20 protein-coding genes, 1 tRNA gene and 1 riboswitch are annotated in these 23,265 nt (G+C 37.5%); of the genes, 11 read left to right on the top strand and 10 right to left on the bottom strand.

Translation table 11 applies throughout. The features are described 5' to 3' along the window. Positions 1-23 precede the first annotated feature (23 nt). Genes lrp through A8M50_RS04005 form a run of 4 tightly spaced genes read left to right on the top strand, consistent with a single transcriptional unit; the run spans position 24 to position 5,315 of the window. Complete coding sequence (gene lrp / locus A8M50_RS03990) at positions 24-503, top strand: leucine-responsive transcriptional regulator Lrp (protein WP_005644818.1); 480 nt, start codon at positions 24-26, stop codon at positions 501-503. 1 nt (position 504) lies between these two features. Beyond that, positions 505-3,279 (top strand): DNA translocase FtsK, encoded by a 2,775-nt coding sequence (locus tag A8M50_RS03995; RefSeq protein WP_005644942.1) that lies wholly within the window; start codon positions 505-507, stop codon positions 3,277-3,279. Positions 3,280-3,296: 17 nt separating this feature from the next. Continuing rightward, entirely contained in the window at positions 3,297-3,914 is a 618-nt protein-coding gene (gene lolA / locus A8M50_RS04000) for an outer membrane lipoprotein periplasmic chaperone LolA (RefSeq protein ID WP_005644734.1), read from the top strand. A gap of 60 nt (positions 3,915-3,974) precedes the next feature. Then, complete coding sequence (locus A8M50_RS04005; RefSeq protein WP_032826500.1) at positions 3,975-5,315, top strand: replication-associated recombination protein A; 1,341 nt, start codon at positions 3,975-3,977, stop codon at positions 5,313-5,315. Positions 5,316-5,399: 84 nt separating this feature from the next. Here the strand turns inward: A8M50_RS04005 and aroA are convergent, their stop codons facing one another. The 3 genes from aroA to A8M50_RS04020 form a co-directional block, all read right to left on the bottom strand. Next, the gene (gene aroA / locus A8M50_RS04010; RefSeq protein WP_005644938.1) at positions 5,400-6,698 is read right to left on the bottom strand and encodes a 3-phosphoshikimate 1-carboxyvinyltransferase; all 1,299 of its coding nucleotides are present in this window, start codon (positions 6,696-6,698) and stop codon (positions 5,400-5,402) included. After that, complete coding sequence (gene purU / locus A8M50_RS04015; RefSeq protein ID WP_032826499.1) at positions 6,698-7,534, bottom strand: formyltetrahydrofolate deformylase; 837 nt, start codon at positions 7,532-7,534, stop codon at positions 6,698-6,700. The genes aroA and purU overlap by 1 nt, the downstream gene beginning before the upstream one ends. Positions 7,535-7,604: 70 nt before the next feature. Beyond that, positions 7,605-8,009 (bottom strand): H-NS histone family protein, encoded by a 405-nt coding sequence (locus A8M50_RS04020; RefSeq protein ID WP_005632458.1) that lies wholly within the window; start codon positions 8,007-8,009, stop codon positions 7,605-7,607. A gap of 218 nt (positions 8,010-8,227) precedes the next feature. Continuing rightward, positions 8,228-8,404: riboswitch (Lysine riboswitch) on the top strand. 57 nt (positions 8,405-8,461) lie between these two features. On the opposite strand from A8M50_RS04020, the gene A8M50_RS04030 reads away from it, so the two are divergent. The 3 genes from A8M50_RS04030 to ilvN all read left to right on the top strand — a co-directional run bounded on the left by A8M50_RS04030 (position 8,462) and on the right by ilvN (position 12,461). Then, positions 8,462-9,982 carry a Na+/H+ antiporter NhaC family protein gene (locus tag A8M50_RS04030; RefSeq protein ID WP_005644697.1) on the top strand — a complete coding sequence of 507 codons (1,521 nt, stop codon included), beginning with the start codon at positions 8,462-8,464 and terminating at the stop codon, positions 9,980-9,982. Between the two features lie 266 nt (positions 9,983-10,248). Then, positions 10,249-11,970 (top strand): acetolactate synthase 3 large subunit, encoded by a 1,722-nt coding sequence (locus A8M50_RS04035; protein ID WP_005645065.1) that lies wholly within the window; start codon positions 10,249-10,251, stop codon positions 11,968-11,970. Beyond that, positions 11,970-12,461: an acetolactate synthase small subunit gene (gene ilvN, locus A8M50_RS04040; protein ID WP_005645007.1), complete on the top strand. Its 492-nt coding sequence runs from the start codon at positions 11,970-11,972 to the stop codon at positions 12,459-12,461. Before A8M50_RS04035 ends, ilvN begins: the two co-directional genes overlap by 1 nt. 292 nt (positions 12,462-12,753) lie before the next feature. Here ilvN and argS read toward each other — a convergent pair whose 3' ends face one another. After that, positions 12,754-14,487, bottom strand: coding sequence for an arginine--tRNA ligase (gene argS / locus A8M50_RS04045; protein ID WP_005644861.1), 1,734 nt, complete (start codon positions 14,485-14,487; stop codon positions 12,754-12,756). A 79-nt stretch (positions 14,488-14,566) separates the two neighbouring features. Between argS and A8M50_RS04050 the strand changes: the two genes are divergently transcribed. The 3 genes from A8M50_RS04050 to A8M50_RS04060 are packed head-to-tail and all read left to right on the top strand — an operon-like array spanning position 14,567 to position 15,927. Then, positions 14,567-15,136 (top strand): VOC family protein, encoded by a 570-nt coding sequence (locus A8M50_RS04050; protein WP_005644797.1) that lies wholly within the window; start codon positions 14,567-14,569, stop codon positions 15,134-15,136. A gap of 4 nt (positions 15,137-15,140) precedes the next feature. Beyond that, positions 15,141-15,437, top strand: a complete 297-nt coding sequence (locus A8M50_RS04055; protein ID WP_005645092.1) for a hypothetical protein — start codon at positions 15,141-15,143, stop codon at positions 15,435-15,437. Positions 15,438-15,462: 25 nt separating this feature from the next. Beyond that, positions 15,463-15,927, top strand: coding sequence for an outer membrane lipoprotein (locus A8M50_RS04060; protein ID WP_005644700.1), 465 nt, complete (start codon positions 15,463-15,465; stop codon positions 15,925-15,927). A gap of 222 nt (positions 15,928-16,149) precedes the next feature. Here A8M50_RS04060 and pgi read toward each other — a convergent pair whose 3' ends face one another. The 4 genes from pgi to pyk all read right to left on the bottom strand — a co-directional run bounded on the left by pgi (position 16,150) and on the right by pyk (position 21,982). After that, the gene (pgi, locus tag A8M50_RS04065) at positions 16,150-17,799 is read right to left on the bottom strand and encodes a glucose-6-phosphate isomerase (protein WP_005644758.1); all 1,650 of its coding nucleotides are present in this window, start codon (positions 17,797-17,799) and stop codon (positions 16,150-16,152) included. A 106-nt stretch (positions 17,800-17,905) separates the two neighbouring features. Beyond that, complete coding sequence (alr, locus tag A8M50_RS04070) at positions 17,906-18,988, bottom strand: alanine racemase (RefSeq protein ID WP_005644908.1); 1,083 nt, start codon at positions 18,986-18,988, stop codon at positions 17,906-17,908. Between the two features lie 9 nt (positions 18,989-18,997). After that, entirely contained in the window at positions 18,998-20,413 is a 1,416-nt protein-coding gene (locus A8M50_RS04075) for a replicative DNA helicase (protein WP_268988582.1), read from the bottom strand. Between the two features lie 132 nt (positions 20,414-20,545). After that, positions 20,546-21,982, bottom strand: coding sequence for a pyruvate kinase (pyk, locus tag A8M50_RS04080; RefSeq protein ID WP_032826498.1), 1,437 nt, complete (start codon positions 21,980-21,982; stop codon positions 20,546-20,548). Between the two features lie 229 nt (positions 21,983-22,211). Between pyk and A8M50_RS04085 the strand changes: the two genes are divergently transcribed. After that, positions 22,212-22,288, top strand: a tRNA-Val gene (locus A8M50_RS04085). 133 nt (positions 22,289-22,421) lie between these two features. On the opposite strand, the gene A8M50_RS04090 is transcribed toward A8M50_RS04085, so the two are convergent. Then, positions 22,422-22,826 carry a Z-ring associated ZapG family protein gene (locus tag A8M50_RS04090; protein WP_005645028.1) on the bottom strand — a complete coding sequence of 135 codons (405 nt, stop codon included), beginning with the start codon at positions 22,824-22,826 and terminating at the stop codon, positions 22,422-22,424. Positions 22,827-22,856: 30 nt separating this feature from the next. Further along, positions 22,857-23,207 carry a RidA family protein gene (locus A8M50_RS04095; RefSeq protein ID WP_005644669.1) on the bottom strand — a complete coding sequence of 117 codons (351 nt, stop codon included), beginning with the start codon at positions 23,205-23,207 and terminating at the stop codon, positions 22,857-22,859. Between the last annotated feature and the right edge of the window lie 58 nt (positions 23,208-23,265).

The raw sequence follows: 23,265 nt of genomic DNA on the forward strand, positions 1-23,265 counted from the left end.
TTTATTCAAAGAAAAATAAGAAAATGGAAAAAAAACTGAATAAAGCGCTGGATGCGATTGATATAAAAATTCTTAATGAATTACAACGCAACGGTAAAATTTCTAATATTGATTTGTCGAAAAAAGTAGGGCTTTCACCCACGCCTTGTTTAGAACGTGTTAAACGTCTAGAAAAACAAGGTGTAATTATGGGATATCGTGCGTTGTTGAATCCTGAATTATTGGAAGCACCTTTGCTTGTGATCGTGGAAATTACGTTAGTTCGTGGAAAACCTGATGTATTTGAGGAATTTAATGCTGCGATTCAAGAGTTGGAAGAAATTCAAGAATGCCATTTAGTATCGGGCGATTTTGACTATTTATTAAAAACTCGTGTTGCAGACATGGCTGAATACCGAAAATTTCTGGGGACGACATTATTGCGTTTACCTGGTGTAAATGACACTCGCACTTATGTTGTGATGGAAGAAGTAAAACAAACCAATTTCCTTGTATTGAAATAATATGATTAAACAAATAACAGAACGATTTACACCAAGACAGTATTTAGCTGAACTTTTGCTTGGATTAACCGCACTTTTCGGGCTTTATTTAATTATTGCTTGGTCAAGTTATACTCCGCTTGATAATTCTTGGGCAACGGCTGGTGCGCATGGTGAAATAATTAATAAAGTCGGGGCATTTGGTGCGTGGATTATCGATCTTTCTTTTGTTTTCTTAGGTTATGTTGCCCACGTAATTCCTTTTACGGCTTTTTTTGTACCTGTCTATTTATTGAAAACAAAAGCAGTTAAAAATCTTTCCTGTACTCGAATTATTTTACGTAGTTTTGGCTTTACTATGTTGATTATTGGGCTTTGTGTGATGAGTATGTTGCTTTTATCAAGCAATGCCTTTTATTTAAGTGGTGGAGTAGTAGGCGGTTCACTTGTTGTAAATTGGCTTTATCCAGCATTAGGTAAATTCGGAGCTATTTTAATTGGTTTTACATTTGCTTTAATCGGTTTTATTTTTTGCTCTGGAGCCTCATTAATTCGATTGATTGTAGCCTTTTATCATTGGTTGACAATGAAAAATGAGCAGGAAGGAAGTGTTGAGCAAGAAATATCAACGGAAGAATTAGAGCAAATCGTGATTGTAAAATCAGATAGTTCAGAAACAGAAAATCTAGATCAAAATAATCTTAATGTAGAACCAAATAGTGAGATTGAAACTCAAAAATCGTCTTTAGAGGAAGAAGGCAACAACTCAGTTAATCATCCTTCGCATTTAATTAATATTCATGGTTTAAATCCAGAGGTTTCTATTAAATCAGAATATGAAGTTTCTCCTGAAGAGAGTGTAAAACCTCAGTTTTCTCTTGAGTTTGAATCTGAAGCATTACCTAGCGTGAATTTATCGAGTGATTCACATAGACAAACAGTAAGTAAAAACGATTTTGTGCCAGTGTGGAATAAACCGATAAAGCCTGCTGTTCAGGATGATGTATCAATGAATCAAAGTGCGGATGATTTTACTAAGGTTTCCTTGCTTACAAATGATGAAATGCCAACAGTTTCATTAAAACCGACTCATGAATCTTTGAATACGGAAATGGCGGATAATAATTTTGATGTTCAAGCTGATGAAAAAGTCCGTTTGGGTGATGATGAACTAAAATTTAACGTATCCTTACAGGATGATATGAAGAATATTCAATTAGATAAAAATCAAGAAGAATCGCCTAACTATAAAGGTTATAGCGGTAGCTTGATTCATCCTGCATTCCAACAGCAAACAACTAAACGTGAAAAGCCTAGTACACCGTTACCTAGTTTAGAGTTATTATCAAAACATCCAGCAGTGGAACAAAATATTACGCAAGAAGAAGTTTTTGAAACGTCTCAACGTATTGAGCAACAATTACGTAATTTTAATGTGAAAGCGACTGTAAAAGATGTGCTTGTTGGCCCTGTTGTTACTCGCTATGAATTAGAATTACAACCTGGGGTGAAAGCGTCAAAAGTAACGAGTATTGATACTGATTTGGCGCGTGCATTAATGTTCCGCTCGATTCGTGTAGCTGAGGCTATTCCTGGCAAGCCTTATATTGGTATTGAAACACCCAATCTTCATCGTCAAATGGTGCCATTACGTGATGTGTTAGATAGCAGCGAATTCCGTGATACTCATGCCACTTTGCCAATGGCTTTAGGTAAAGATATTAGCGGAAAGGCAGTGATTGTTGATTTAGCGAAAATGCCACATTTGTTGGTAGCAGGATCAACGGGATCGGGTAAGTCAGTTGGCGTGAATACGATGATCTTAAGTTTACTTTATCGTGTTCAACCAGAAGATGTGAAATTCATAATGATCGATCCTAAAGTCGTTGAACTTTCAGTTTATAATGATATTCCGCACTTGCTAACGCCTGTTGTAACAGATATGAAAAAAGCCTCTAATGCGTTGCGTTGGTGTGTAGATGAAATGGAACGCCGTTATCAGTTGCTTTCTGCGCTACGTGTACGAAATATTGAAGGCTTTAACGAAAAAATCGATGAATACGAAGCAATGGGAATGCCTATTCCAAATCCAATTTGGCGACCTGGTGATACAATGGATGCAATGCCACCAGCCTTGAAAAAATTGAGTTATATTGTGGTTATTGTCGATGAATTTGCTGATTTAATGATGGTAGCAGGTAAGCAAATTGAAGAACTTATTGCTCGCTTGGCACAAAAAGCGCGAGCTATCGGTATCCATTTAATTCTAGCCACACAACGTCCTTCTGTAGATGTGATTACCGGTTTAATTAAAGCGAATATCCCAAGTCGGATTGCCTTTACGGTTGCAAGTAAAATTGACTCACGCACTATTCTTGATCAAGGTGGGGCAGAGGCGCTTTTAGGTCGTGGTGATATGCTTTATTCGGGGCAAGGTTCATCGGATTTGGTGCGTGTTCATGGTGCCTTTATGAGTGATGATGAAGTTATTCGTATTGCGGATGATTGGCGAGCACGTGGTAAACCTGATTATATTGATGGTATTTTAGAAAGCGCAGACGATGAGGAAAGTTCAGAAAAAGGAATATCAAGCGGTGGGGAATTAGATCCACTTTTTGATGAAGTAATGGATTTTGTTATTAATACAGGTACAACCTCAGTATCTTCTATTCAACGTAAATTCAGCGTGGGTTTTAACCGAGCTGCTCGTATTATGGATCAAATGGAAGAACAAGGAATTGTTAGCCCAATGCAAAATGGTAAGCGTGAGATTTTATCGCGTCGTCCGGACTACTAATTTAAAAGGAAAGTAAAATGAAAAAAACAACGTTAAAATTTGCCACACTTGCCTTACTTGGTTTGAGTAATTTGGCATTGGCTGATGCGGCAAGTGAATTGCAAATGCGTTTAGCTAAAGTCGATGTGTTAAGCGCTGAATTTGTGCAAACAGTGACATCTGGAAGTGGCAAAAATGTTCAACAGGGAAGTGGCAAACTTCAAATTAAACGTCCAAATTTATTCCGTATGGATACTAAAACCCCTCAAGAAACCCAGATTATTTCTGATGGTAAAACCTTATGGTTCTACGATCCATTTGTGCAACAAGTGACCGCGCAATGGGTGAAAGATGCGGTGAATAATACACCTTTCGTCTTGCTTACAAGTAATGATAAAAGCCATTGGGATCAATATTCGGTCATGCAACAAGTGGATACTTTCGTATTGAAACCCAAATCTTCAAAAAGTAATATCAAACAATTTGATATTCGTGTCGATGCCAATGGCGTATTAAGAAATTTCAGTACGACAGAGAAAGATGGGCAAACCAATCTTTATGTTTTACGTAATATTACGAATCAAACATTGTCTGACAGTTTGTTTCAATTCAAGCCAGAAAAAGGCGTTGAAGTGGATGATCAACGCAAAAAATAATGAATGATTATTTGAAATAAGGGCGTAGAAATACGCCCTTCAATTTTGTGAGAAATAAACATGTCGAACCTCAATTTTGATTTTGCCGAGAATGATTTTCGTCCACTGGCAGCCAAGATGCGTCCAACGAGTCTAGAGCAGTATTTTGGGCAAACTCATCTTATTGGTGAAGATAAGCCGCTACGTAAAGCTATTCAAGCTGGACATATTCATTCCATGATTTTCTGGGGGCCACCAGGTACAGGAAAAACAACGCTCGCAGAAATTATTGCGCAGCGTATTAATGCAGAAGTTGAGCGAATTTCTGCGGTGACGAGTGGTATAAAAGAAATTCGTGAAGCCATTGAGCATGCAAAACAAAATCGTCTTGCAGATCGTAAAACCATCTTGTTTGTGGATGAAGTCCATCGTTTTAATAAAAGCCAGCAAGATGCATTTTTACCGCACATTGAAGATGGAACGGTTATTTTCATTGGGGCGACAACAGAAAATCCCTCTTTTGAGCTAAATAATGCGTTGCTTTCTCGTGCCCGAGTGTATGTGCTGAAATCACTCACAACGGCTGAAATTGAACAAGTTTTGCAGCAAGCTGTAGAAGATCCTGAACGTGGATTGGGTAAAGAGCGGTTAATTTTAGAAGAGAATTTACTGCAAGTGCTTGCCGAATATGTCAATGGAGACGCGCGATTAGCTTTGAATTGCCTCGAATTAATGGTGGATATGGCAGATGAAACCGAAAATGGAAAGAAAATTGACCGCACTTTATTAAAAGAAGTCTTAGGCGAACGTCAAGCGAGATTTGATAAACAAGGTGATCGTTTCTACGATTTCATTTCTGCGCTACATAAATCTGTTCGCGGTTCTGCACCAGATGCGGCATTGTATTGGTATGCGAGAATTTTAACAGCAGGTGGAGACCCTTTATATGTCGCGCGACGATTACTTGCCATTGCTTCAGAAGATGTGGGAAATGCAGATCCTCGCGCTATGCAAGTCGCATTGGCTGCTTGGGATTGCTTTACTCGCGTGGGCGCTTATGAGGGGGAACGAGCCATTGCTCAAGCTATTATCTATCTTGCGGTAGCGCCAAAAAGTAATGCAGTTTATACCGCATTTAACACCGCGAAACAGCAAGCGAAAGATTTGCCAGATTATGATGTTCCACCACATTTACGCAATGCGCCGACTAATTTAATGAAAGAGCTTGGCTATGGGGCTGAATATCGTTATGCTCATGATGAACCTAACGCTTATGCGGCAGGTGAAAATTATTTCCCGCCTGAATTAAAAGACACTCAATATTATTTTCCGACAAATAGAGGTATGGAAATTCAGATTAAGGAAAAACTAGAACGATTACGTGAGCAAGATAAAAGTGCGGTGAAAAAACGGTATAAATAATCTTTATTTAGGATTTTTTTAAGAATGGAATGAAAGTGCGGTTAATTTTGAAAACTTTTTTGAAATTTACCGCACTTTTTTAATTTAATCTCTTAAGCAAATTTTCTCAAATTCACTAAAGAATGTTGGAAAGGTTTTGGCAGTACATTTGGGATCTAAAATCGTCACAGGTGTATTGGACAGAGCGATTAGAGAAAAACACATTGCCATGCGGTGATCGTTATAAGTTTCAATATCAGCATGTTTAAACTGATTGAGTTCAAGTGGTTGAATTCGAATAAAATCTTCACCTTCTTCGACTTCTGCACCGACTTTACGTAATTCGGTTGCCATTGCTGTTAAACGATCTGTTTCTTTCACGCGCCAGTTATAAATATTTCGAATGACGCTTTCCCCTTTAGCAAAAAGAGCAGTGGTCGCAATCGTCATTGCGGCATCTGGAATGTGGTTCATATCCATATCAATGCCATGCAATTCATCACGTTCGGCTTGAATAAAATCCTCTCCCCAAGTGATTTTTGCCCCCATTCTTTCTAATACATCAGCAAATAAACGATCGCCCTGAATAGAGTTTTTGCCAATTCCCGTTACTTTCACTTTTCCTTTAATGGCACCAGCTGCGAGAAAGTAAGATGCCGATGAGGCATCGCCTTCTACCAAATATTTTCCAGGTGAAATGTAGGATTGATTTCCCTTAACTTGAAATTTTTGGTAGTGATGGTTTTCGATGTGAACACCAAAATCTCGCATCATCGCAAGGGTGATGTCAATATAGGGTTTAGAGACTAGTTCACCGATAATTTCGATTTCTGTGTCATTTTCTGCAAGTGGCGCAGACATTAAAAGTGCGGTCAAAAATTGGGATGAAATAGAGCCATCAATTTTGACATTTCCACCTTTTATCCCTTTGTTGCGAATTGCGACTGGAGGATAACCTTCATTTTCTAAATAGCGAATATCTGCACCCGCTTGGCGTAAAGCATCGACTAAATGGAGAATTGGCCGCTCTTTCATACGAGGTTCACCCGTTAAGGTGATTTCGACTTCGTGGTTTCCTTTTAAGCAAAGTGCTGCGGTTAATGGACGCATTGCCGTCCCCGCATTGCCAAGAAAGAGCGAAAGATTATCCTGTATATTGAATGCTCCGCCTAATCCTTCTATTTCACAAATAGTTTTGTCGTCAGAAAGCTGATAGCGTACGCCTAATTCTTTGAGTGCGTTAAGCATATGTCGAATATCATCGCTATCTAATAAATTGGTTACTTTTGTTGTGCCTTTAGCTAAGGCAGCTAAAAGTAATGCTCGATTAGATAAACTTTTAGAACCTGGTAAATTAATTGTTCCTTCAACCGCACTTATTGGCGCAAGGGTGATTTTTTCCACTACAACACCACCGTTTTATTTTTATAAACAAAAATTCTATCGTGTAAAGCAAGATCAAGGGCGCGACTTAGCACGGTTTTTTCTACATCACGGCCAGCACGCATCATAGCTTCAGCGCTATAAGTATGATCTACATTAATGACATTTTGCATAATGATTGGGCCTTGATCCAATTCGTTATTAATGAAATGAGCTGTTGCGCCGATAATTTTTACACCTCGTTCATAGGCTTGTTGATAAGGCTTGGCGCCAATGAAAGCAGGTAAGAATGAATGATGGATATTAATCACTCGATTTGGATAACGAGCGACAAATTCAGGATTTAACACACGCATATATTTAGCGAGGACAATATAATCTGGCGTGTATTCATCAATTTTTTCAGCTAATAATTTATCGTGCTCAATACGAGTTAAGCCTTCATGACTAACCAAATGAAACGGAATATTAAAACGCTCAACGAGTTCGCGTAAATTATCATGGTTGCCGATCACTGCGGCAATTTCTACATCAAGCGCACCATAATAATTTTTCATTAAAATATCGCCGAGGCAGTGAGCTTCTTTGGTGACTAAAATAACAATTCGTTTACGTTGTGTACTAATTAATCGACAATGCGTTCCTTCGGGTAAGCTATATTTTAGATCTTCTAATAAAGTAGCTTCGTTAAAAATACCTTCCAATTCTGTGCGCATAAAGAAATGTTTGGTTTCAAAATCTACAAATTCATTATTATGCAGAATGTTTAGTTGATGTTTGTAACAGATATTGGTGATTTTAGCTATTAGGCCTTTATCATCGGGACAATCGGTGAGTAATATTTTTTTTTCGATCATAATGTTGTGTGCTACGTTTAGATAAAAAAATAGAACCCATAAAAATGGGTTCTAGTTTCAAATAGAAAAATTAAATTTCGAAATCAGATAATGATTTACCAGAATTCAATGCATTTTGAATTGGGCGCGGTGTGCGGCCTTGGCCAGTCCATGTTTTGCGCTCACCATTTTCATCAATAAATGCATATTTTGCCGGGCGAGGTGGACGTTTTGCTCTAGCAGATGTTGCTGCTGTACCAAAGATCTCTTGTAATTCTTCAGGTGTAATACCTTCTTTTTCCATTAATTCTTTATATTTAGCTAAACGCTCTTTTCGCTCTGTTTCTGCTTTAATTAATTCTGCTTCATTAGCACGTTTCTCTTCAACAGCAGTTTGTAATTTTTCAAGAGCACTTTCCGCTTGTTCTAAAGTTAATTCGCGTACAGCCGCACGTAAACTACGAAGATTTGTCAAACCTTTTGCTAATTCGCTCATAATAAACCTCGATAAAATAATCTTGTATGTGGAAAAACTTATTTAATAATAGGGAAAATAATATTTATTGTAAATATCTATTTTAAATAAATGGTCGGAGCAGGTATATATCTTTAAATTTCTTTTTGTTTATTTTTTATATTTTTAATTCAATCTAATAAAAAATTTTATAAAACCTGTTGGCATTTGGATTTTTTTACGGTAATCTCTTGAATCACTACAAAAGTAGAGGTGCAATCATTATAAGTATTTTTTCAGAGTGGATAACGATGAAGAAAAAAGAAAGGAATGATTGCCGAAATCAAACAAAAGTCGTTTTGTTTGGTTGGTGGCGTACTTGAAAGGGGCGACACTGTCATAGTTTTTTTGATTAACTATGGAGCGCTACGGTTGTTCTGGTCTTATTCTGTCCTTTGCTTTCCGTTCTCTCCATTAATTGTAGGTATCTCTTAATGGAACTTATCGATTTTTCATCCTCAGTTTGGTCAATCATTCCCGCTTTATTGGCGATTGTCTTGGCCATTGCAACTCGTCGTGTATTGGTGTCTCTCAGTGCAGGGATTATTGTTGGTGCGTTAATGTTAGGTGGCTGGAATATTGGCTCATCTTTCAGTTATCTATCAAGCAACGTGATTTCACTTGTTTATGCTGATGGCGCAATTAACTCTAATATGAACATTGTCTTGTTCTTATTATTGCTTGGTGTTTTAACCGCACTTTTAACTGTATCAGGTAGTAATCGTGCCTTTGCTGAATGGGCACAAAGCCGTATTAAAGGCCGTCGTGGTGCTAAATTATTAGCTGCATCATTAGTTTTTGTTACTTTTATTGACGATTATTTCCACAGTCTTGCTGTAGGCGCAATTGCTCGTCCAGTGACAGATCGTTTTAAAGTTTCTCGTGCGAAACTTGCTTATATTTTGGATTCAACGGCTGCGCCGATGTGTGTAATGATGCCAGTTTCAAGTTGGGGCGCATACATTATTACCTTAGTAGGCGGTTTATTAGCGACTTATTCGATCACTGAATACACACCAATTGGTGCATTCGTGGCAATGAGCTCAATGAACTTCTATGCAATTTTCTCAATTATCATGGTGTTCTTTGTGGCATATTTTTCTTTCGATATTGCTTCAATGGCACGCCATGAAAAATTAGCTTTGGAAAATTCTGAAGATGAATTAGAAGAAGAAACGGGTGTAAAAGGTCACGTACGTAATCTCGTATTACCTATCTTAGTTTTAATTTTTTCAACGGTTACAATGATGATTTACACTGGTGCATCAGCATTAGCAGCGGATGGTAAAGAATTTAGCATTTTAGGTGCGTTTGAAAATACTGTTGTTGGAACATCTTTAGTTGTAGGTGGTACTTGCTCAATTCTAGTTTCTACTTTATTAATTATTATTGATCGTCAAGTAAGTGTTCCAGAATATGTACGCTCTTGGATTGCAGGTATTAAATCAATGGCTGGTGCCATTGCGATTTTATTCTTTGCGTGGACAATTAATAAAGTTGTTGGGGATATGCAAACTGGTAAATATTTATCTTCTCTTGTTTCCGGTAATATCCCAATGCAATTCTTACCAGTAATTTTATTTATTCTTGGTTCTGCAATGGCATTCTCAACCGGTACTAGCTGGGGGACATTCGGTATTATGTTACCAATTGCAGCGGCTATGGCTGCAAATGCGGCGCCAGAATTATTACTCCCTTGTTTATCAGCAGTAATGGCGGGGGCTGTATGTGGTGACCATTGTTCGCCAGTATCGGATACAACGATTTTATCTTCAACTGGTGCAAAATGTAACCATATGGATCATGTGACAACTCAACTTCCTTATGCAGCGACAGTTGCAGCCGCAACGGCTATCGGTTACATCGTGGTAGGTTTCACTTATTCAGGTTTAGCTGGTTTTGCTGCGACAGCGGTTTCATTATTTTTAATCGTATTTGCAGTGAAAAAACGTTAAAAATGTGATCTTGCTCAAGAATCTAAATAAAATATAAAATTTTGATAAATTTATAAAATGCGACATAAGGTCGCATTTTTTTACTTTTTAGTTTTATTTTTTTTATAAAAATCTAATTTTGTTTAATTGTTTGATTTTTTATTCTGTTTTGTTGGTGTTTTTATCCGTTGTATAGACTAGACAAAAACTTTTTGCTTAGTATGATGTAAATCATTGATACAAAGCATGGGCACTTTTGAAAGTGCGGTTCGTTTTAGGAGTAAAAAATGAAGAAGTTATCTGGCGCAGAGATGGTGGTTCAATCTTTACGCGATGAAGGCGTAGAGTATTTATTTGGTTATCCAGGTGGGGCAGTATTAGATATTTATGATGCGATCCATACATTAGGTGGTATTGAACATATTTTAGTTCGTCATGAACAAGCGGCTGTACACATGGCGGATGGCTATGCACGTTCTACAGGTAAAGTTGGATGTGTGTTAGTGACTTCAGGACCGGGAGCAACAAATGCAATTACTGGGATTTTAACTGCTTATACAGATTCCGTTCCTATGGTCATTATTTCTGGTCAGGTCATGAGTAATTTAATTGGCCGAGATGCATTCCAAGAATGTGATATGGTGGGGATTTCTCGTCCTGTTGTGAAGCATAGCTTTATTGTCAAAAAAGCGGAAGATATTCCATCTATTTTGAAGAAAGCTTTTTATATTGCCTCAACTGGTCGTCCAGGGCCTGTTGTGGTGGATATTCCCAAAGATACTGTAAATCCGAATTTTAAATATCCTTATGAATACCCTGAATCTGTAGAGTTACGCTCTTATAATCCAACAGTAAATGGGCACAAAGGCCAAATTAAAAAAGCATTAAAAGCACTTTTAGTAGCGAAGAAACCAATACTTTTCGTCGGTGGCGGCGCGATTGCTGCTGAATGTAGCACGCAGTTAATTCAGTTTGCACAACGGTTAAATTTACCGGTTACCTCATCATTAATGGGATTAGGCGCTTATCCAAGTACGGATAAACAATTCCTAGGTATGTTAGGGATGCACGGTACTTTCGAAGCCAATACGGCAATGCACGAAAGTGATCTTATTTTGGGGATTGGCGTTCGTTTTGATGATCGCACAACAAATAATTTAGAAAAATATTGCCCAAATGCCAAAGTGATTCATATTGATATTGATCCAACCTCGATTTCTAAAAATGTCCCAGCAGCAATTCCAATTGTCGGAAATGCGAAAAATGTATTGGAAGAATTTTTGAGTTTATTGAATGAAGAGGGATTGAAATCTCAAACAGATCTTGAAAGTTGGTGGCAAGAAATCAACCAATGGAAAGCAAAAAAATGTTTGGAATTTGACCGCACTTCTAGCGTGATTAAACCACAACAAGTTATGGAAGCGGTATATCGTCTTACTAAAGGACAGGCGTATGTGGCTTCTGATGTAGGGCAACATCAAATGTTTGCTGCGTTACATTATCCATTCGATGAGCCTCGTCATTGGATTAACTCTGGTGGCGCGGGCACCATGGGATTTGGTTTACCCGCTGCATTAGGCGTGAAATTGGCTCACCCGGAAGGAACTGTTGTTTGTGTTACTGGTGATGGAAGTATTCAAATGAATATTCAAGAACTTTCTACCGCAACGCAGTATGGCATTCCAGTTGTCATTATTTGTTTGAACAATCATTTCTTGGGAATGGTAAAACAATGGCAAGATTTGATTTATTCTGGCCGCCATTCGCAAACCTATATGAATTCCTTGCCTGATTTTGTGAAATTGGCTGAATCTTACGGTCATGTCGGTATAAAAATTGCTACGCCCGATGAACTTGAAAGTAAATTGCAAGAAGCATTCAGCATTAAAAATAAATTAGTATTTGTGGATATTAATGTAGATGAATCTGAGCATGTGTATCCAATGCAAATTCGTAGCGGCGCAATGAATGAAATGATTTTAAGTAAACACCAAGAGGAGACAAACTAATGCGTAGAATTTTATCTGTTTTACTCGAAAATGAGTCTGGCGCTTTATCGCGTGTTGTTGGTTTATTCTCCCAACGTGCTTTTAATATTGAAAGTTTGACGGTGGCGCCAACGGATGATCCAACACTTTCTCGAATGACTATTGAAGCGGTGGGCGATGCTCAAGTATTGGAACAAATTGAGAAACAACTCCATAAATTAGTGGATGTGTTTAAAGTGATTAACTTGAGTGAGCAAGAGCATATAGTTCGAGAAATTGTTTTAGCGAAGGTAAGGGCAGTGGGTTCATCTCGCGATGAGATTAAACGTTTAGCCGATATTTTCCGTGGACAAATTGTAGATCTCACACCAAAATCTTACACAATTCAATTAAGTGGCACGAAAGATAAAATTGATGCATTTATTTCTGCATTGAAAGAAGAAACCACATTGTTGGAAATTGTTCGTTCTGGATTGATTAGTGTGTCTCGTGGAGAAAAGAATATTCTCTAAAGTAGGGGCGTAAAGTGCGGAAATATTTTAATAGAATTTTACCGCACTTTATTAGAAATATATTTGTTTTTAGTTTTTTTATAAAAAAATCGTGACCAAGTTCACAAATCTAAAAATATGTATTTGCATAACTGATCGGATTTCTTTATTCTGAAACCACTAAAAACAAGTGCTATCTTAAATAGCCGACATCTATTTTGCTTTCCGAGTAGTGCCCCATTGGGGCACTTTTTTTATTCTGTAAATAAGCATAAAAAATCCCTTTCGTAAGAAAGGGATTTAATTATCTAAATTACATTTTTTCTACGGTTCTAATACCGAGTAACTCTAAACCTTGTTTTAAGGTTTTTTCCGTTAATAATGCCAATTTCAAACGGCTTAATTTTACGGACTCATCTTCAGCATTTAAAATTGGGCAATGTTCATAGAATGATGAGAAGATGCCAGCAAGTTCGTATAAATAAGCACAAAGCACGTGTGGTGTGCCTTCTTTTCCAACTGTTTGCACCGCTTCTTCAAATTGTAGAAGTTTAATTGCAAGCGCTCTTTCTTTATCATCTTCAAGCGTTAAAGGTGCAGCCAAAAGTGCGGTCGAATTTATATCTGTTTTATTAAAGATCGAACGGATTCGGGTATAAGCATATTGCATATAAGGCGCAGTGTTACCTTCAAAGCTTAACATGTTATCCCAATCAAAAACGTAATCAGTAGTACGGTTTTTGGAGAGATCCGCATATTTCACCGCACCAATACCGACAGCCTCAATCACGGCTTCTTTTTCATCATTAGATAAATTTGTATTTTTTTCATTAATTAATACAGTAGCGCGCTCAATCGCTTCATCTAATAGATCGGCTAATTTCACCGTGCCACCGGTACGAGTTTTAAATGGTTTGCCATCTTTACCAAGCATCATCCCAAAGTTTTTATGCTCTAAAGAGAAACTGTCTGGTACATAACCTGCTTTACGAGTAATTAACCAAGCTTGTTGCATATGTTGGCTTTGGCGAGTATCTGAAAAAACAAGTGCGCGATCAGCTTTTAATGTTTCATAACGATATTTTGCTGCAGCAATATCGGTTGTAGTGTAAAGGAAACCTCCATCTTTTTTCTGAACGATCACGCCCATTGGATCGCCTTCTTTATTTTTGAATTCATCCAAATAAACAACCAATGCACCATCATCTTCTACAGCTAAACCTTGTTTTTTAAGATCTTCTACGATGCTTGGTAACATAGGATTATAAAGACTTTCACCCATCACATCTTTTTCGGTTAAAGTCACATTCAAGCGATCATAGTTGTGCTGATTTTGTTGCATGGTGATGTCGACTAAACGTTTCCACATCGCTCGACAATATTCATCACCACCTTGTAATTTCACAACATAATTACGCGCTTTTTCTGCGAATATTTCATCTTCATCGTAGTGTTTTTTGGCTTCGCGATAAAAGGCCTCAAGATCTTGTAATTCCATTTCACTCGCATGCTCGTTTTGCATTTTTTCAAGATAAGCAATAAGCATTCCGAATTGCGTTCCCCAGTCACCGACATGGTTTGCACGAATCACATTGTGACCTAAAAATTCCAGGGTTCTCACAACTGCATCACCAATGATAGTAGAGCGTAAATGGCCAACATGCATTTCTTTTGCCACGTTTGGAGATGAATAATCAATCACAACAGTTTGCTTATCCGTAGCTTGAATGCCTAAATTATTTTCGGAAAGCGCAGTTGAAACTTCAGTTGTTAGCCAAGTTGGATTTAAGAAAATATTAATAAAGCCTGGTCCTGCGATTTCTAATTTTTCTGCAATATCAGATAGTTGAGCATTATCTAAAACTTTTTGAGCAAATTCTCGTGGATTTAAACCTAATTTTTTCGCCGCAGCCATAATGCCATTGGCTTGATAATCGCCAAATTGTGGTTTTCCTGATTGACGAACAAGCGCATCGCAAGATTGATCTGCCCCAGCAAGAATCATAGCTTGTTTGATTTTGTCGGATAAAATAGATTGAATATTCACGTTTTTTCCTATGTTCAAATTGAATAATGAAAATAATCGGCTATGATACCGTTCTTTATGAGTTTCTCAAAGGGACAAAATGACAAATTTACAGGAAAAATCATCCGCACTTTTTTCTGATTTGGCGGAATTTGAAAAAAAAATTCAACAATTAGCTCAAATGATGTCAATCGATTTTTCAAATTATGAAATCGATCACCTTGCCGTGCGTGTAAATAATGAACAAAATGCAAAAAACTGGCTGACACTTTTATTGAAATACGGTAGAATTTTATCCGATAACATTGTCAACGGACGTAAGATTTATCTAATTCAGTTAGAAAAAGCAGTGAAGTTCGCTAATCAGTTCGTTGATGTTATTGAACTGCCGTTCCCTAAAAATAAGCAGTATCCTGTAGAAGGTTGGGAGCATATTGAGGTTGTAATACCATTTTTACCGAATGAATCGATAAATGAATGGGTACAGCGTATTAATATGCGTTTTTTATGGAGCGAATTAACTCAATTAACCATTAAAGTGAGCGAGCCTAAAGTGGATGGCGAGAGATTGCCTAATCCATCTATTGCAGTAAGTTTTGTTGATAAGACATCAAATCATACTTGTATTAAGGTTCATCCTTATTCTATAAAGAAAATACTCGAGGTTTAGCAAAATGAAAAAATTATCTCTTGCATTAGCGGTTTTAGCAGCTGTAGGTTTAAGTGCTTGTTCTTCTTTCCAAAAAGATGAAAATGCTTATAAAGGTCAAATCGTTTTTAGCCAAATGGAAGGTGAAAATCTTAAATTAACTATCCGTAAAAATGATTGTTCAGGTAATCAACAAGAAGGTGAGCAAGTTGTGCTTACTCACAAGTATGATTCAACCTTAGTTGTTGGTGCTTGTGTTTTAGTATCTGACAATGGTAATACTAAAAACATTTCAACTTTTTCTCCGAGAAATCCACTTTAATTCCTTTTCAGAGGGAGCATAGCATATGAAAAAAACAAGTATGGCATTAGCACTGTTAGTTGCTTTTAGTGTAACTGGTTGTGCAAATACTGATGTTTTCAGCGGTGATGTTTATAGTGCATCTCAAGCTAAAGAAGCTCGTTCAATTACTTATGGTACGATTGTTTCTGTGCGTCCTGTTAAAATTCAAGCTGATAATCAAGGTGTAGTTGGTACGCTTGGTGGCGGTGCTTTAGGTGGTATTGCAGGTAGTGCAATTGGCGGTGGTCGTGGTCAGGCTATTGCAGCAGTAGTTGGCGCGATTGGCGGTGCAGTAGCTGGAAGCAAAATCGAAGAAAAAATGAGTCAAGTAAATGGTGCTGAACTTGTAATTAAGAAAGATGATGGTCAAGAGATCGTTGTCGTTCAAAAGGCTGACAGCAGTTTTGTAGCTGGTCGCCGAGTTCGTATTGTTGGTGGTGGCTCAAGCTTAAATGTTTCTGTGCTATAACTAATAGCGTTAACGCCTAATATATTATTAATCAGCGTCTTAATCAGTTAAGGCGCTGATTTTTTTATTATTAAAAATACAAAAAACAATCAATTAAAAATTTTTACGTCTATTCATAACATCTTAAAGATAAATTTAAAGGACTAAATCCTATAATAAATATGAAATTTAGTCCTTGATATAAAATTATAATTGTTTAACTCTTTTATATTAAATAAACAATTAACGCCATGCTTTAAATTGATTAATTAATCCATTGGTTGAACTGTCATGAGTTGCTACTTTTTCAGAATCTGTTAATTCAGGAAGAATTCTATTTGCAAGTTGTTTGCCTAGTTCTACACCCCATTGATCGAAACTAAAGATATTAAAAATCACACCTTGTACGAAGATTTTATGCTCATACATAGCAATTAATGCCCCCAAGGTAAATGGCGTGATTTTTTGAACGAGAATAGAATTAGTTGGCTTATTACCAGTGAACACTTTAAATGGAACAATATTTTTTACATCATCCAGAGATTTACCCGCTTTTACAAATTCAGCCTCGACTTCCTCTTTTGTTTTTCCGAACGCTAATGCTTCTGTTTGAGCGAAGAAATTAGAAAGCAATTTATTGTGATGATCTGCCAATGGGTTATGGCTTTGAGCTGGCGCAATAAAATCACAAGGAATTAAAGTAGTGCCTTGGTGAATTAATTGATAGAACGCATGTTGTCCGTTTGTACCTGGTTCTCCCCAAATGATAGGGCCCGTTTGGTAATTGTTAATGACATTGCCATCACGATCCACATATTTACCATTTGATTCCATATTACCTTGTTGGAAATAAGCCGCAAAGCGATGTAAATATTGATCATAAGGTAAGATCGCTTCTGTTTGTGCTCCAAGGAAATTAGTATTCCATAGGCCAACTAATGCTAAGGTGGTTGGAATATTTTTTTCAATTGGAGTAGAGCGGAAATGTTTATCCATTTCATGCGCGCCATTCAACAACTCTTCAAAGTTTTCAAAGCCAATTGATAGTGCAATTGAAAGACCAATAGCTGACCATAAAGAGTAACGACCACCAACCCAATCCCAAAATTCAAACATGTTATTGGTATCAATACCAAATTTTTCTACATCTTTAGCATTGGTTGATAATGCTGCAAAATGTTTTGCAACCGCACTTTCATCTTTCGCTGCTTTTAGTAACCAATCACGTGCACTTTGCGCATTTGTCATGGTTTCTTGAGTGGTAAAAGTTTTAGATGCCACTAAGAAAAGAGTGGTTTCTGGATTGACTTTTTTTAAGGTTTCCGCAATATGTGTACCATCGACATTTGAAACAAAGTGCATATTTAGGTGATTTTTATATGGGCGAAGCGCTTCTGTTACCATATAAGGGCCTAAATCAGAGCCACCAATACCAATATTCACGACATCCGTAATTGCTTTGCCTGTATAGCCTTTCCATTCACCAGAAATAATACGCTGACAGAAATCTTTCATTTTAGTTAGCACAGCATTCACTTCAGGCATAACATCTTTACCATCAACAAGCACTGGAGTATTAGCGCGATTGCGTAGTGCGGTATGTAATACAGCCCGATTTTCGGTACGATTGATTTTTTCACCGGTAAACATTGCTTCTTTTGCGCTATCAATAGAACATTCTTGAGCAAGTTGGCGAAGAAGTGAAAGGGTTGTTTGATTGATGTTGTTTTTAGAAAAATCTACAAGAATTTGGTTATTGAATGTTAAAGAATAATCGTCAAAACGATTTTTTTCTTGTTTAAATAAATCTTGGATGGTGATGTTTGACAATTCAGCTTTATGTGCTTCGAGAGATTTCCACGCATGGGTGTGAGTCGGGTTAATGTTTTTCATGGTATTTCCTTTCATTAAAAATAATCAAAATTTTAACCGCACTTTCTTGGATTTCTATTAGAGAGGGAGTGAATCCCTCTCTTCAGAAAATGCTGTGATTAACAGATTAATCAACATATTCAGTTATAACACGCGGTGTTAATTTTGTAATTAGCTCGTAGCTTAAAATTCCTGTGAATTTAGCTACGGTTTCAATAGGTAATTCCTTACCCCATAGAATCACTTCATCACCTACTTGATCTTGGCTATCAGGTCCTAAATCAACGGTTAACATATCCATTGAAACCCTTCCAACTATTGGCACGATACGACCATTCAAATAAACAGGCGTGCCTTCAGGAACATCGCGAGGATATCCATCGCCATAACCAATAGCCACAACACCGATTTTTGTATCATGCGAACTTGTCCAAATGCCACCATATCCAACTGGTTCACCTTGTTTATGGTTGCGAACAGCAATCAATGATGAAGTTAAGTTCATCACTGGCGTTAAACCAAATTCAGCGCCGACGGTATCAGTTGGTGAAATGCCATACATAATAATACCTGGGCGGATACATTCCAGATGAGATTCAGGCCAGAAAAGAATGCCGCCTGATGCCGCAATAGTACGTTCACCTTGTTTATCTTTTGTGGCGGATAAAAAACGGTTGATTTGAAGTTGGGTATAATTGGAGTCTAATTCATCAGCGCGGCTAAAATGGCTCACAAAGCCTAAGTGCGGTTGAATATATGGAAGTTTTTTAAGTTCATTATAGAAAAAATCCACTTCATCTAATGCAACACCTAAACGATGCATGCCTGTGTCTATTTTTAACCAAACTTTAATTGGGCTTGGTAAATTCGCACGTTTTAGTGCATCCAATTGTTCGCGATTATGTACGATAGTTTCGATATTATTGACCGCTAAAACAGGTAAATCTTGTTCATTAAAAAAACCTTCAAGCAATAAAATTGGTTTAGTAATACCATTGGAACGTAATGCCAATGCCTCTTCTAAACGAGCCACGCCAAAGCAATCAACATTTTGTTCTAAAGTTGATGCGACAAACACAACGCCGTGACCATAGGCGTTTGCTTTAACCACGGCGATGATTTTACTATTTGGTGCTTTTTGTTTAATTATTTCTAAATTCTGTTTTAAGGCGTGCGAGCTAATTTTCGCTGTCGCCGGTTTTACATTCATTGTTATTCCTTAATAATCATCATGATATTCACGTTGTTCGGCAAGGTTGTCAAAGCGTGAGAATTGTCCATTAAATTTTAACCGCACTCGGCCAATCGGGCCATTACGCTGTTTACCGATAATAATTTCTGCAACCCCTTTATCTTCCGAGTTATCGTTATAGACTTCATCTCGGTAAATAAACATAATCAAGTCTGCATCTTGTTCAATGGAGCCCGATTCACGTAAATCTGAGTTTACAGGGCGTTTGTCTCCACGTTGCTCTAAAGTACGATTTAATTGAGAAAGCGCTACCACTGGCACTTGTAATTCTTTGGCTAGTGCTTTGAGGGAACGGGATATTTCTGCGATTTCTAGTGTTCGGTTATCTGAAAATGCGGGTGCACGCATTAATTGCAAATAATCCACCATAATCATACTTAATCCACCATTTTCACGATAAACTCGGCGTGCGCGGGAACGAACATCGGTAGGCGTTAGGCCTGAAGAGTCATCGATATAAAGATTATTTTTTTGCTTGAACATCCCAACTACGCTAGCAATTTTATTCCACTCGATCTCATCTAAATTTTGACCTGTTCGGATTTTAGTTTGATCAACGCGAGCAAGAGATGCGATCATACGCATCATAATTTGTTCTGCGGGCATTTCTAAACTAAATACTAAAACTGGTTTTTCACTTGCCATTGCCGCATTTTCGCAAAGGTTCATAGCGAAAGTTGTTTTACCCATTGACGGACGTGCTGCAACGATAATTAAGTCAGAAGGCTGTAAACCTGCTGTTTTTTTATCAAGATCAGTGAAACCAGTCGTAATGCCCGTTACGCCTGAATGATTTTCAAGTTTGCTCAAGATATCGATTTTTTCAATAGTACTTTCCAGCACATTGATCACATTTTGTGGGCCTTCGCTAGAAGTCGTACGTTTTTCTGCAATCGCAAACACTTCACGCTCAGCCTCATCAAGAATTAACTTAATGTCTTGCCCTTTAGGAGAATAGCTATTTTCAGCAATGCGATTTCCTACCGAAATAAGTTCTCGTAATATGGCTTTCTCGCGCACAATATCTGCATAAGCCAAGATATTAATGGCGTTCGGAGTATTATTGGAAAGCTCTGCTAGATAGGCAAATCCACCTACTTCATCGCTTACACCACGGCTTCTTAAGGCTTGATCTAGCGTAATTAAATCAATAGGCGATTGATTACGCATTAGATGTTCCATTTCTGTAAAAATTAGACGATGCTGAAAAGTATAAAAATCGTCAGCAATCACACGTTCAGCAATGCCATCCCAATGTTGATTGCTCAGCATGATGCCACCCAATACGGCTTGTTCAGCCTCAAGTGAGTGTGGTGGAATACTTATTTGTGCCGTTTTTTTGTCAGAAGATTTGATTTGAGGTTGTGATGCCATAGGACTTATTTCGATACTAGAATGTCGTCTATGATACCGCAAATATCTATTGGATTTAAGTGAAAAGTGCGGTGAAAAAAGGAAATAAAAAACGGTGGAAAAATCCACCGCTCTTTCATTTTAAAGTATTCAGATTGTTGATTATTCAACAATTAATGTACGACATACGTTGGTTTGTGTCGCACCTTGACCACCGTGAGTAACAAGTACTAAATCACCAGTAGATAAGTAACCTTTTTCTTTTAATGATTGAAGTGCTACTTTTGCACTGGTTTCTGTGCGGCTATCTTCACCATGATAAACTGGAGTTACACCACGGTATAGTGCACAAAGGTTTAAGGTTTCTTGATTACGAGATAAAGCAAAGATTGGTAAACCTGAGCTGATACGTGACATTAATAATGGAGTACGGCCTGTACTAGTTAAAGTGACGATTGCTGCAACACCTTTCATGTGGTTTGCTGCATACATTGCAGACATAGCAACAGACTCTTCAATGGTTTCAAATTTTTTATCCATACGGTGACGAGAAACGTTAATGCTTGGCATTTTTTCTGCACCTAAACATACGCCAGCCATTGCTGCTACTGTTTCAGAAGGATATTGACCAGCTGCTGTTTCTGCAGAAAGCATAACTGCATCAGTACCATCTAATACTGCGTTTGCAACGTCCATCACTTCAGCACGAGTTGGCATTGGGTTGCTAATCATTGATTCCATCATTTGAGTCGCTGTAATTACAGCACGATTTAATTGACGTGAACGACGGATTAATTTTTTCTGTACACCGACTAATTCAGGATCGCCGATTTCTACACCTAAGTCACCACGTGCAACCATGATGACATCAGATGCTAAAATGATATCGTCCATTGCTTCATCATTAGCTACTGTTTCAGCACGCTCAACTTTAGCAACGATTTTTGCATTTAAACCAGCTTGTTGTGCAAGTTCGCGCGCATAATTTAGGTCAGCGCTTGAACGAGGGAAAGAAACAGCTAAGAAATCAACACCAATGCGTGCAGCGGTAATAATGTCTGCTTTATCTTTTTCTGTTAATGCTTCTGCAGATAAACCGCCGCCTAGTTTGTTGATACCTTTATTATTTGATAATGGACCGCCAACAGTAACTTCAGTGAAAACTTTTGCACCATCAGTTGATAATACTTTTAATTGAACACGACCATCGTCTAATAAAAGAATGTCACCAGGAACAACATCTTGTGGAAGGGTTTTATAGTCTAAACCAACAGATTCTTGTGTACCTTCGCCTTTTGGTAATTCTGCATCAAGAATGAATTTATCACCAACGCTTAAGAAAATTTTACCGTCTTTAAAGGTAGAAACACGAATTTTAGGACCTTGTAAATCACCTAAGATTGCCACGGTTTTACCTAATTTTTTTGCGATAGAACGTACACGTTCAGCACGTCCAATATGGTCATCAGGTGTACCGTGAGAGAAGTTCATACGAACTACGTTTGCGCCCGCTGCGATAATTTTTTCAAGATTGTTATCACGGTCAGTTGATGGGCCCATAGTACATACAATCTTCGTTCTTCTTAGTCTTCTAGACATTATTTACTCCGTCAATAATTACAAAATTTTAAAGATACTATTTTTACTTGGCTATATATTAGCCAGATGAAAAATCGGTGCGCATTATACGCTTAAAAATTTGGGAAATCAAAAACGGCTCGGTTATTTAAGGCAATACTGTTTACTTTTTTGCCAGTTATCTCGAGTTTTAAGAAAAATACTTGTTTTCAGATTAAAAATATCTATAATTCCAGACAATTTATACAGTGCGACTATAGCTCAGTTGGTTAGAGCACCACCTTGACATGGTGGGGGTCACTGGTTCGAGTCCAGCTAGTCGCACCAATTAGCCCTTTTATAACCCCGCGAAACTAATCGCGGGGTTTTGTTTTATCTAGGTTTTATGAGTGATATAAGAGAACAATAAATTGTTCCTATATAAAAACGGCTAAAAACATTTCTATTTTAGCCGCACTTTTTAATTTTCTTCTTTATTTTCTTTAAATAAACCTGATGCGCCCTCAGAATAATCTCTTGGTTGTTCATTTTGAGATTTATCTGTTGCAGTAATTAACTGTTGAGTGAATAAACCTTTGTGATCTTTTTCGCCCAGTAAGTTATTGGAGGAGGTTGCGTAGTGGCGATAAAGTTTTTGATAATCGTTAATTAAGGTTTTGAATAATTCAGCACTTTCTGCGAAATGTTTTTCGATTTGTGCTTTTTGTGTATCAAGTTGGGTTTTAACTGTTTTTAATTCAGCTTCTGTTTTAGCTTGATGTTTTACGGAGCCTTTGGTTAAACGCACAATAATGTAACCAATAAATAATCCAAGAATAAAAGCGATACCAATCGCTACCCAAATTTCATTTGTCCAATTTTCCATAATATTCTCCTGTTTATTCGGCTTAAAAAACTAACAAGTTGCAATAATAACAATTTCAACTTTCCAACGAGGATCCGCTAATTTAGCTTCGACTGTCGCTCGACTTGGTGGGCTAACATGATCGACCCATTCATCCCAAGCTTGATTGAATTGAGCATAATCTTGCATGTCTGCCAAGAAAATTTGTGCGGTTAAAATATTGTTTTTATTGGAGCCAATTTTTGCTAACAATTTATCAATTAAACCTAATACTTCTTTGGTTTGTTCGTAGGCATTTTGCTCGATGGTTAATTCTGGAACTTGTCCTGCAAAATAGGCGAGGTTGTTATGAATTGAAACTTCACTTAAACGTGCGCTGGGTAAAATGCGTTGAATTGTCATAGGGTTCTCCTTTGGGGTATTTTCTTCTATTCTAAATAGCGTTTACCACTTTGTAAAA

This window comes from Haemophilus haemolyticus, from assembly GCF_001679045.1.
In the GTDB taxonomy this organism is placed as follows: Bacteria; Pseudomonadota; Gammaproteobacteria; order Enterobacterales; family Pasteurellaceae; genus Haemophilus; species Haemophilus haemolyticus.

Excerpts from the sequence above, each read along its gene's own strand:
- lrp (WP_005644818.1), top strand. The coding sequence starts at position 24 with ATGGAAAAAAAACTGAATAAAGCGCTGGATGCGATTGATATAAAAATT.
- A8M50_RS03995 (WP_005644942.1), top strand. The coding sequence starts at position 505 with ATGATTAAACAAATAACAGAACGATTTACACCAAGACAGTATTTAGCT.
- lolA (WP_005644734.1), top strand. The coding sequence starts at position 3,297 with ATGAAAAAAACAACGTTAAAATTTGCCACACTTGCCTTACTTGGTTTG.
- A8M50_RS04005 (WP_032826500.1), top strand. The coding sequence starts at position 3,975 with ATGTCGAACCTCAATTTTGATTTTGCCGAGAATGATTTTCGTCCACTG.
- purU (WP_032826499.1), bottom strand. The coding sequence starts at position 7,534 with ATGATCGAAAAAAAAATATTACTCACCGATTGTCCCGATGATAAAGGC.
- A8M50_RS04020 (WP_005632458.1), bottom strand. The coding sequence starts at position 8,009 with ATGAGCGAATTAGCAAAAGGTTTGACAAATCTTCGTAGTTTACGTGCG.
- A8M50_RS04030 (WP_005644697.1), top strand. The coding sequence starts at position 8,462 with ATGGAACTTATCGATTTTTCATCCTCAGTTTGGTCAATCATTCCCGCT.
- A8M50_RS04035 (WP_005645065.1), top strand. The coding sequence starts at position 10,249 with ATGAAGAAGTTATCTGGCGCAGAGATGGTGGTTCAATCTTTACGCGAT.
- ilvN (WP_005645007.1), top strand. The coding sequence starts at position 11,970 with ATGCGTAGAATTTTATCTGTTTTACTCGAAAATGAGTCTGGCGCTTTA.
- A8M50_RS04050 (WP_005644797.1), top strand. The coding sequence starts at position 14,567 with ATGACAAATTTACAGGAAAAATCATCCGCACTTTTTTCTGATTTGGCG.
- A8M50_RS04055 (WP_005645092.1), top strand. The coding sequence starts at position 15,141 with ATGAAAAAATTATCTCTTGCATTAGCGGTTTTAGCAGCTGTAGGTTTA.
- A8M50_RS04060 (WP_005644700.1), top strand. The coding sequence starts at position 15,463 with ATGAAAAAAACAAGTATGGCATTAGCACTGTTAGTTGCTTTTAGTGTA.
- pgi (WP_005644758.1), bottom strand. The coding sequence starts at position 17,799 with ATGAAAAACATTAACCCGACTCACACCCATGCGTGGAAATCTCTCGAA.
- alr (WP_005644908.1), bottom strand. The coding sequence starts at position 18,988 with ATGAATGTAAAACCGGCGACAGCGAAAATTAGCTCGCACGCCTTAAAA.
- pyk (WP_032826498.1), bottom strand. The coding sequence starts at position 21,982 with ATGTCTAGAAGACTAAGAAGAACGAAGATTGTATGTACTATGGGCCCA.
- A8M50_RS04090 (WP_005645028.1), bottom strand. The coding sequence starts at position 22,826 with ATGGAAAATTGGACAAATGAAATTTGGGTAGCGATTGGTATCGCTTTT.
- A8M50_RS04095 (WP_005644669.1), bottom strand. The coding sequence starts at position 23,207 with ATGACAATTCAACGCATTTTACCCAGCGCACGTTTAAGTGAAGTTTCA.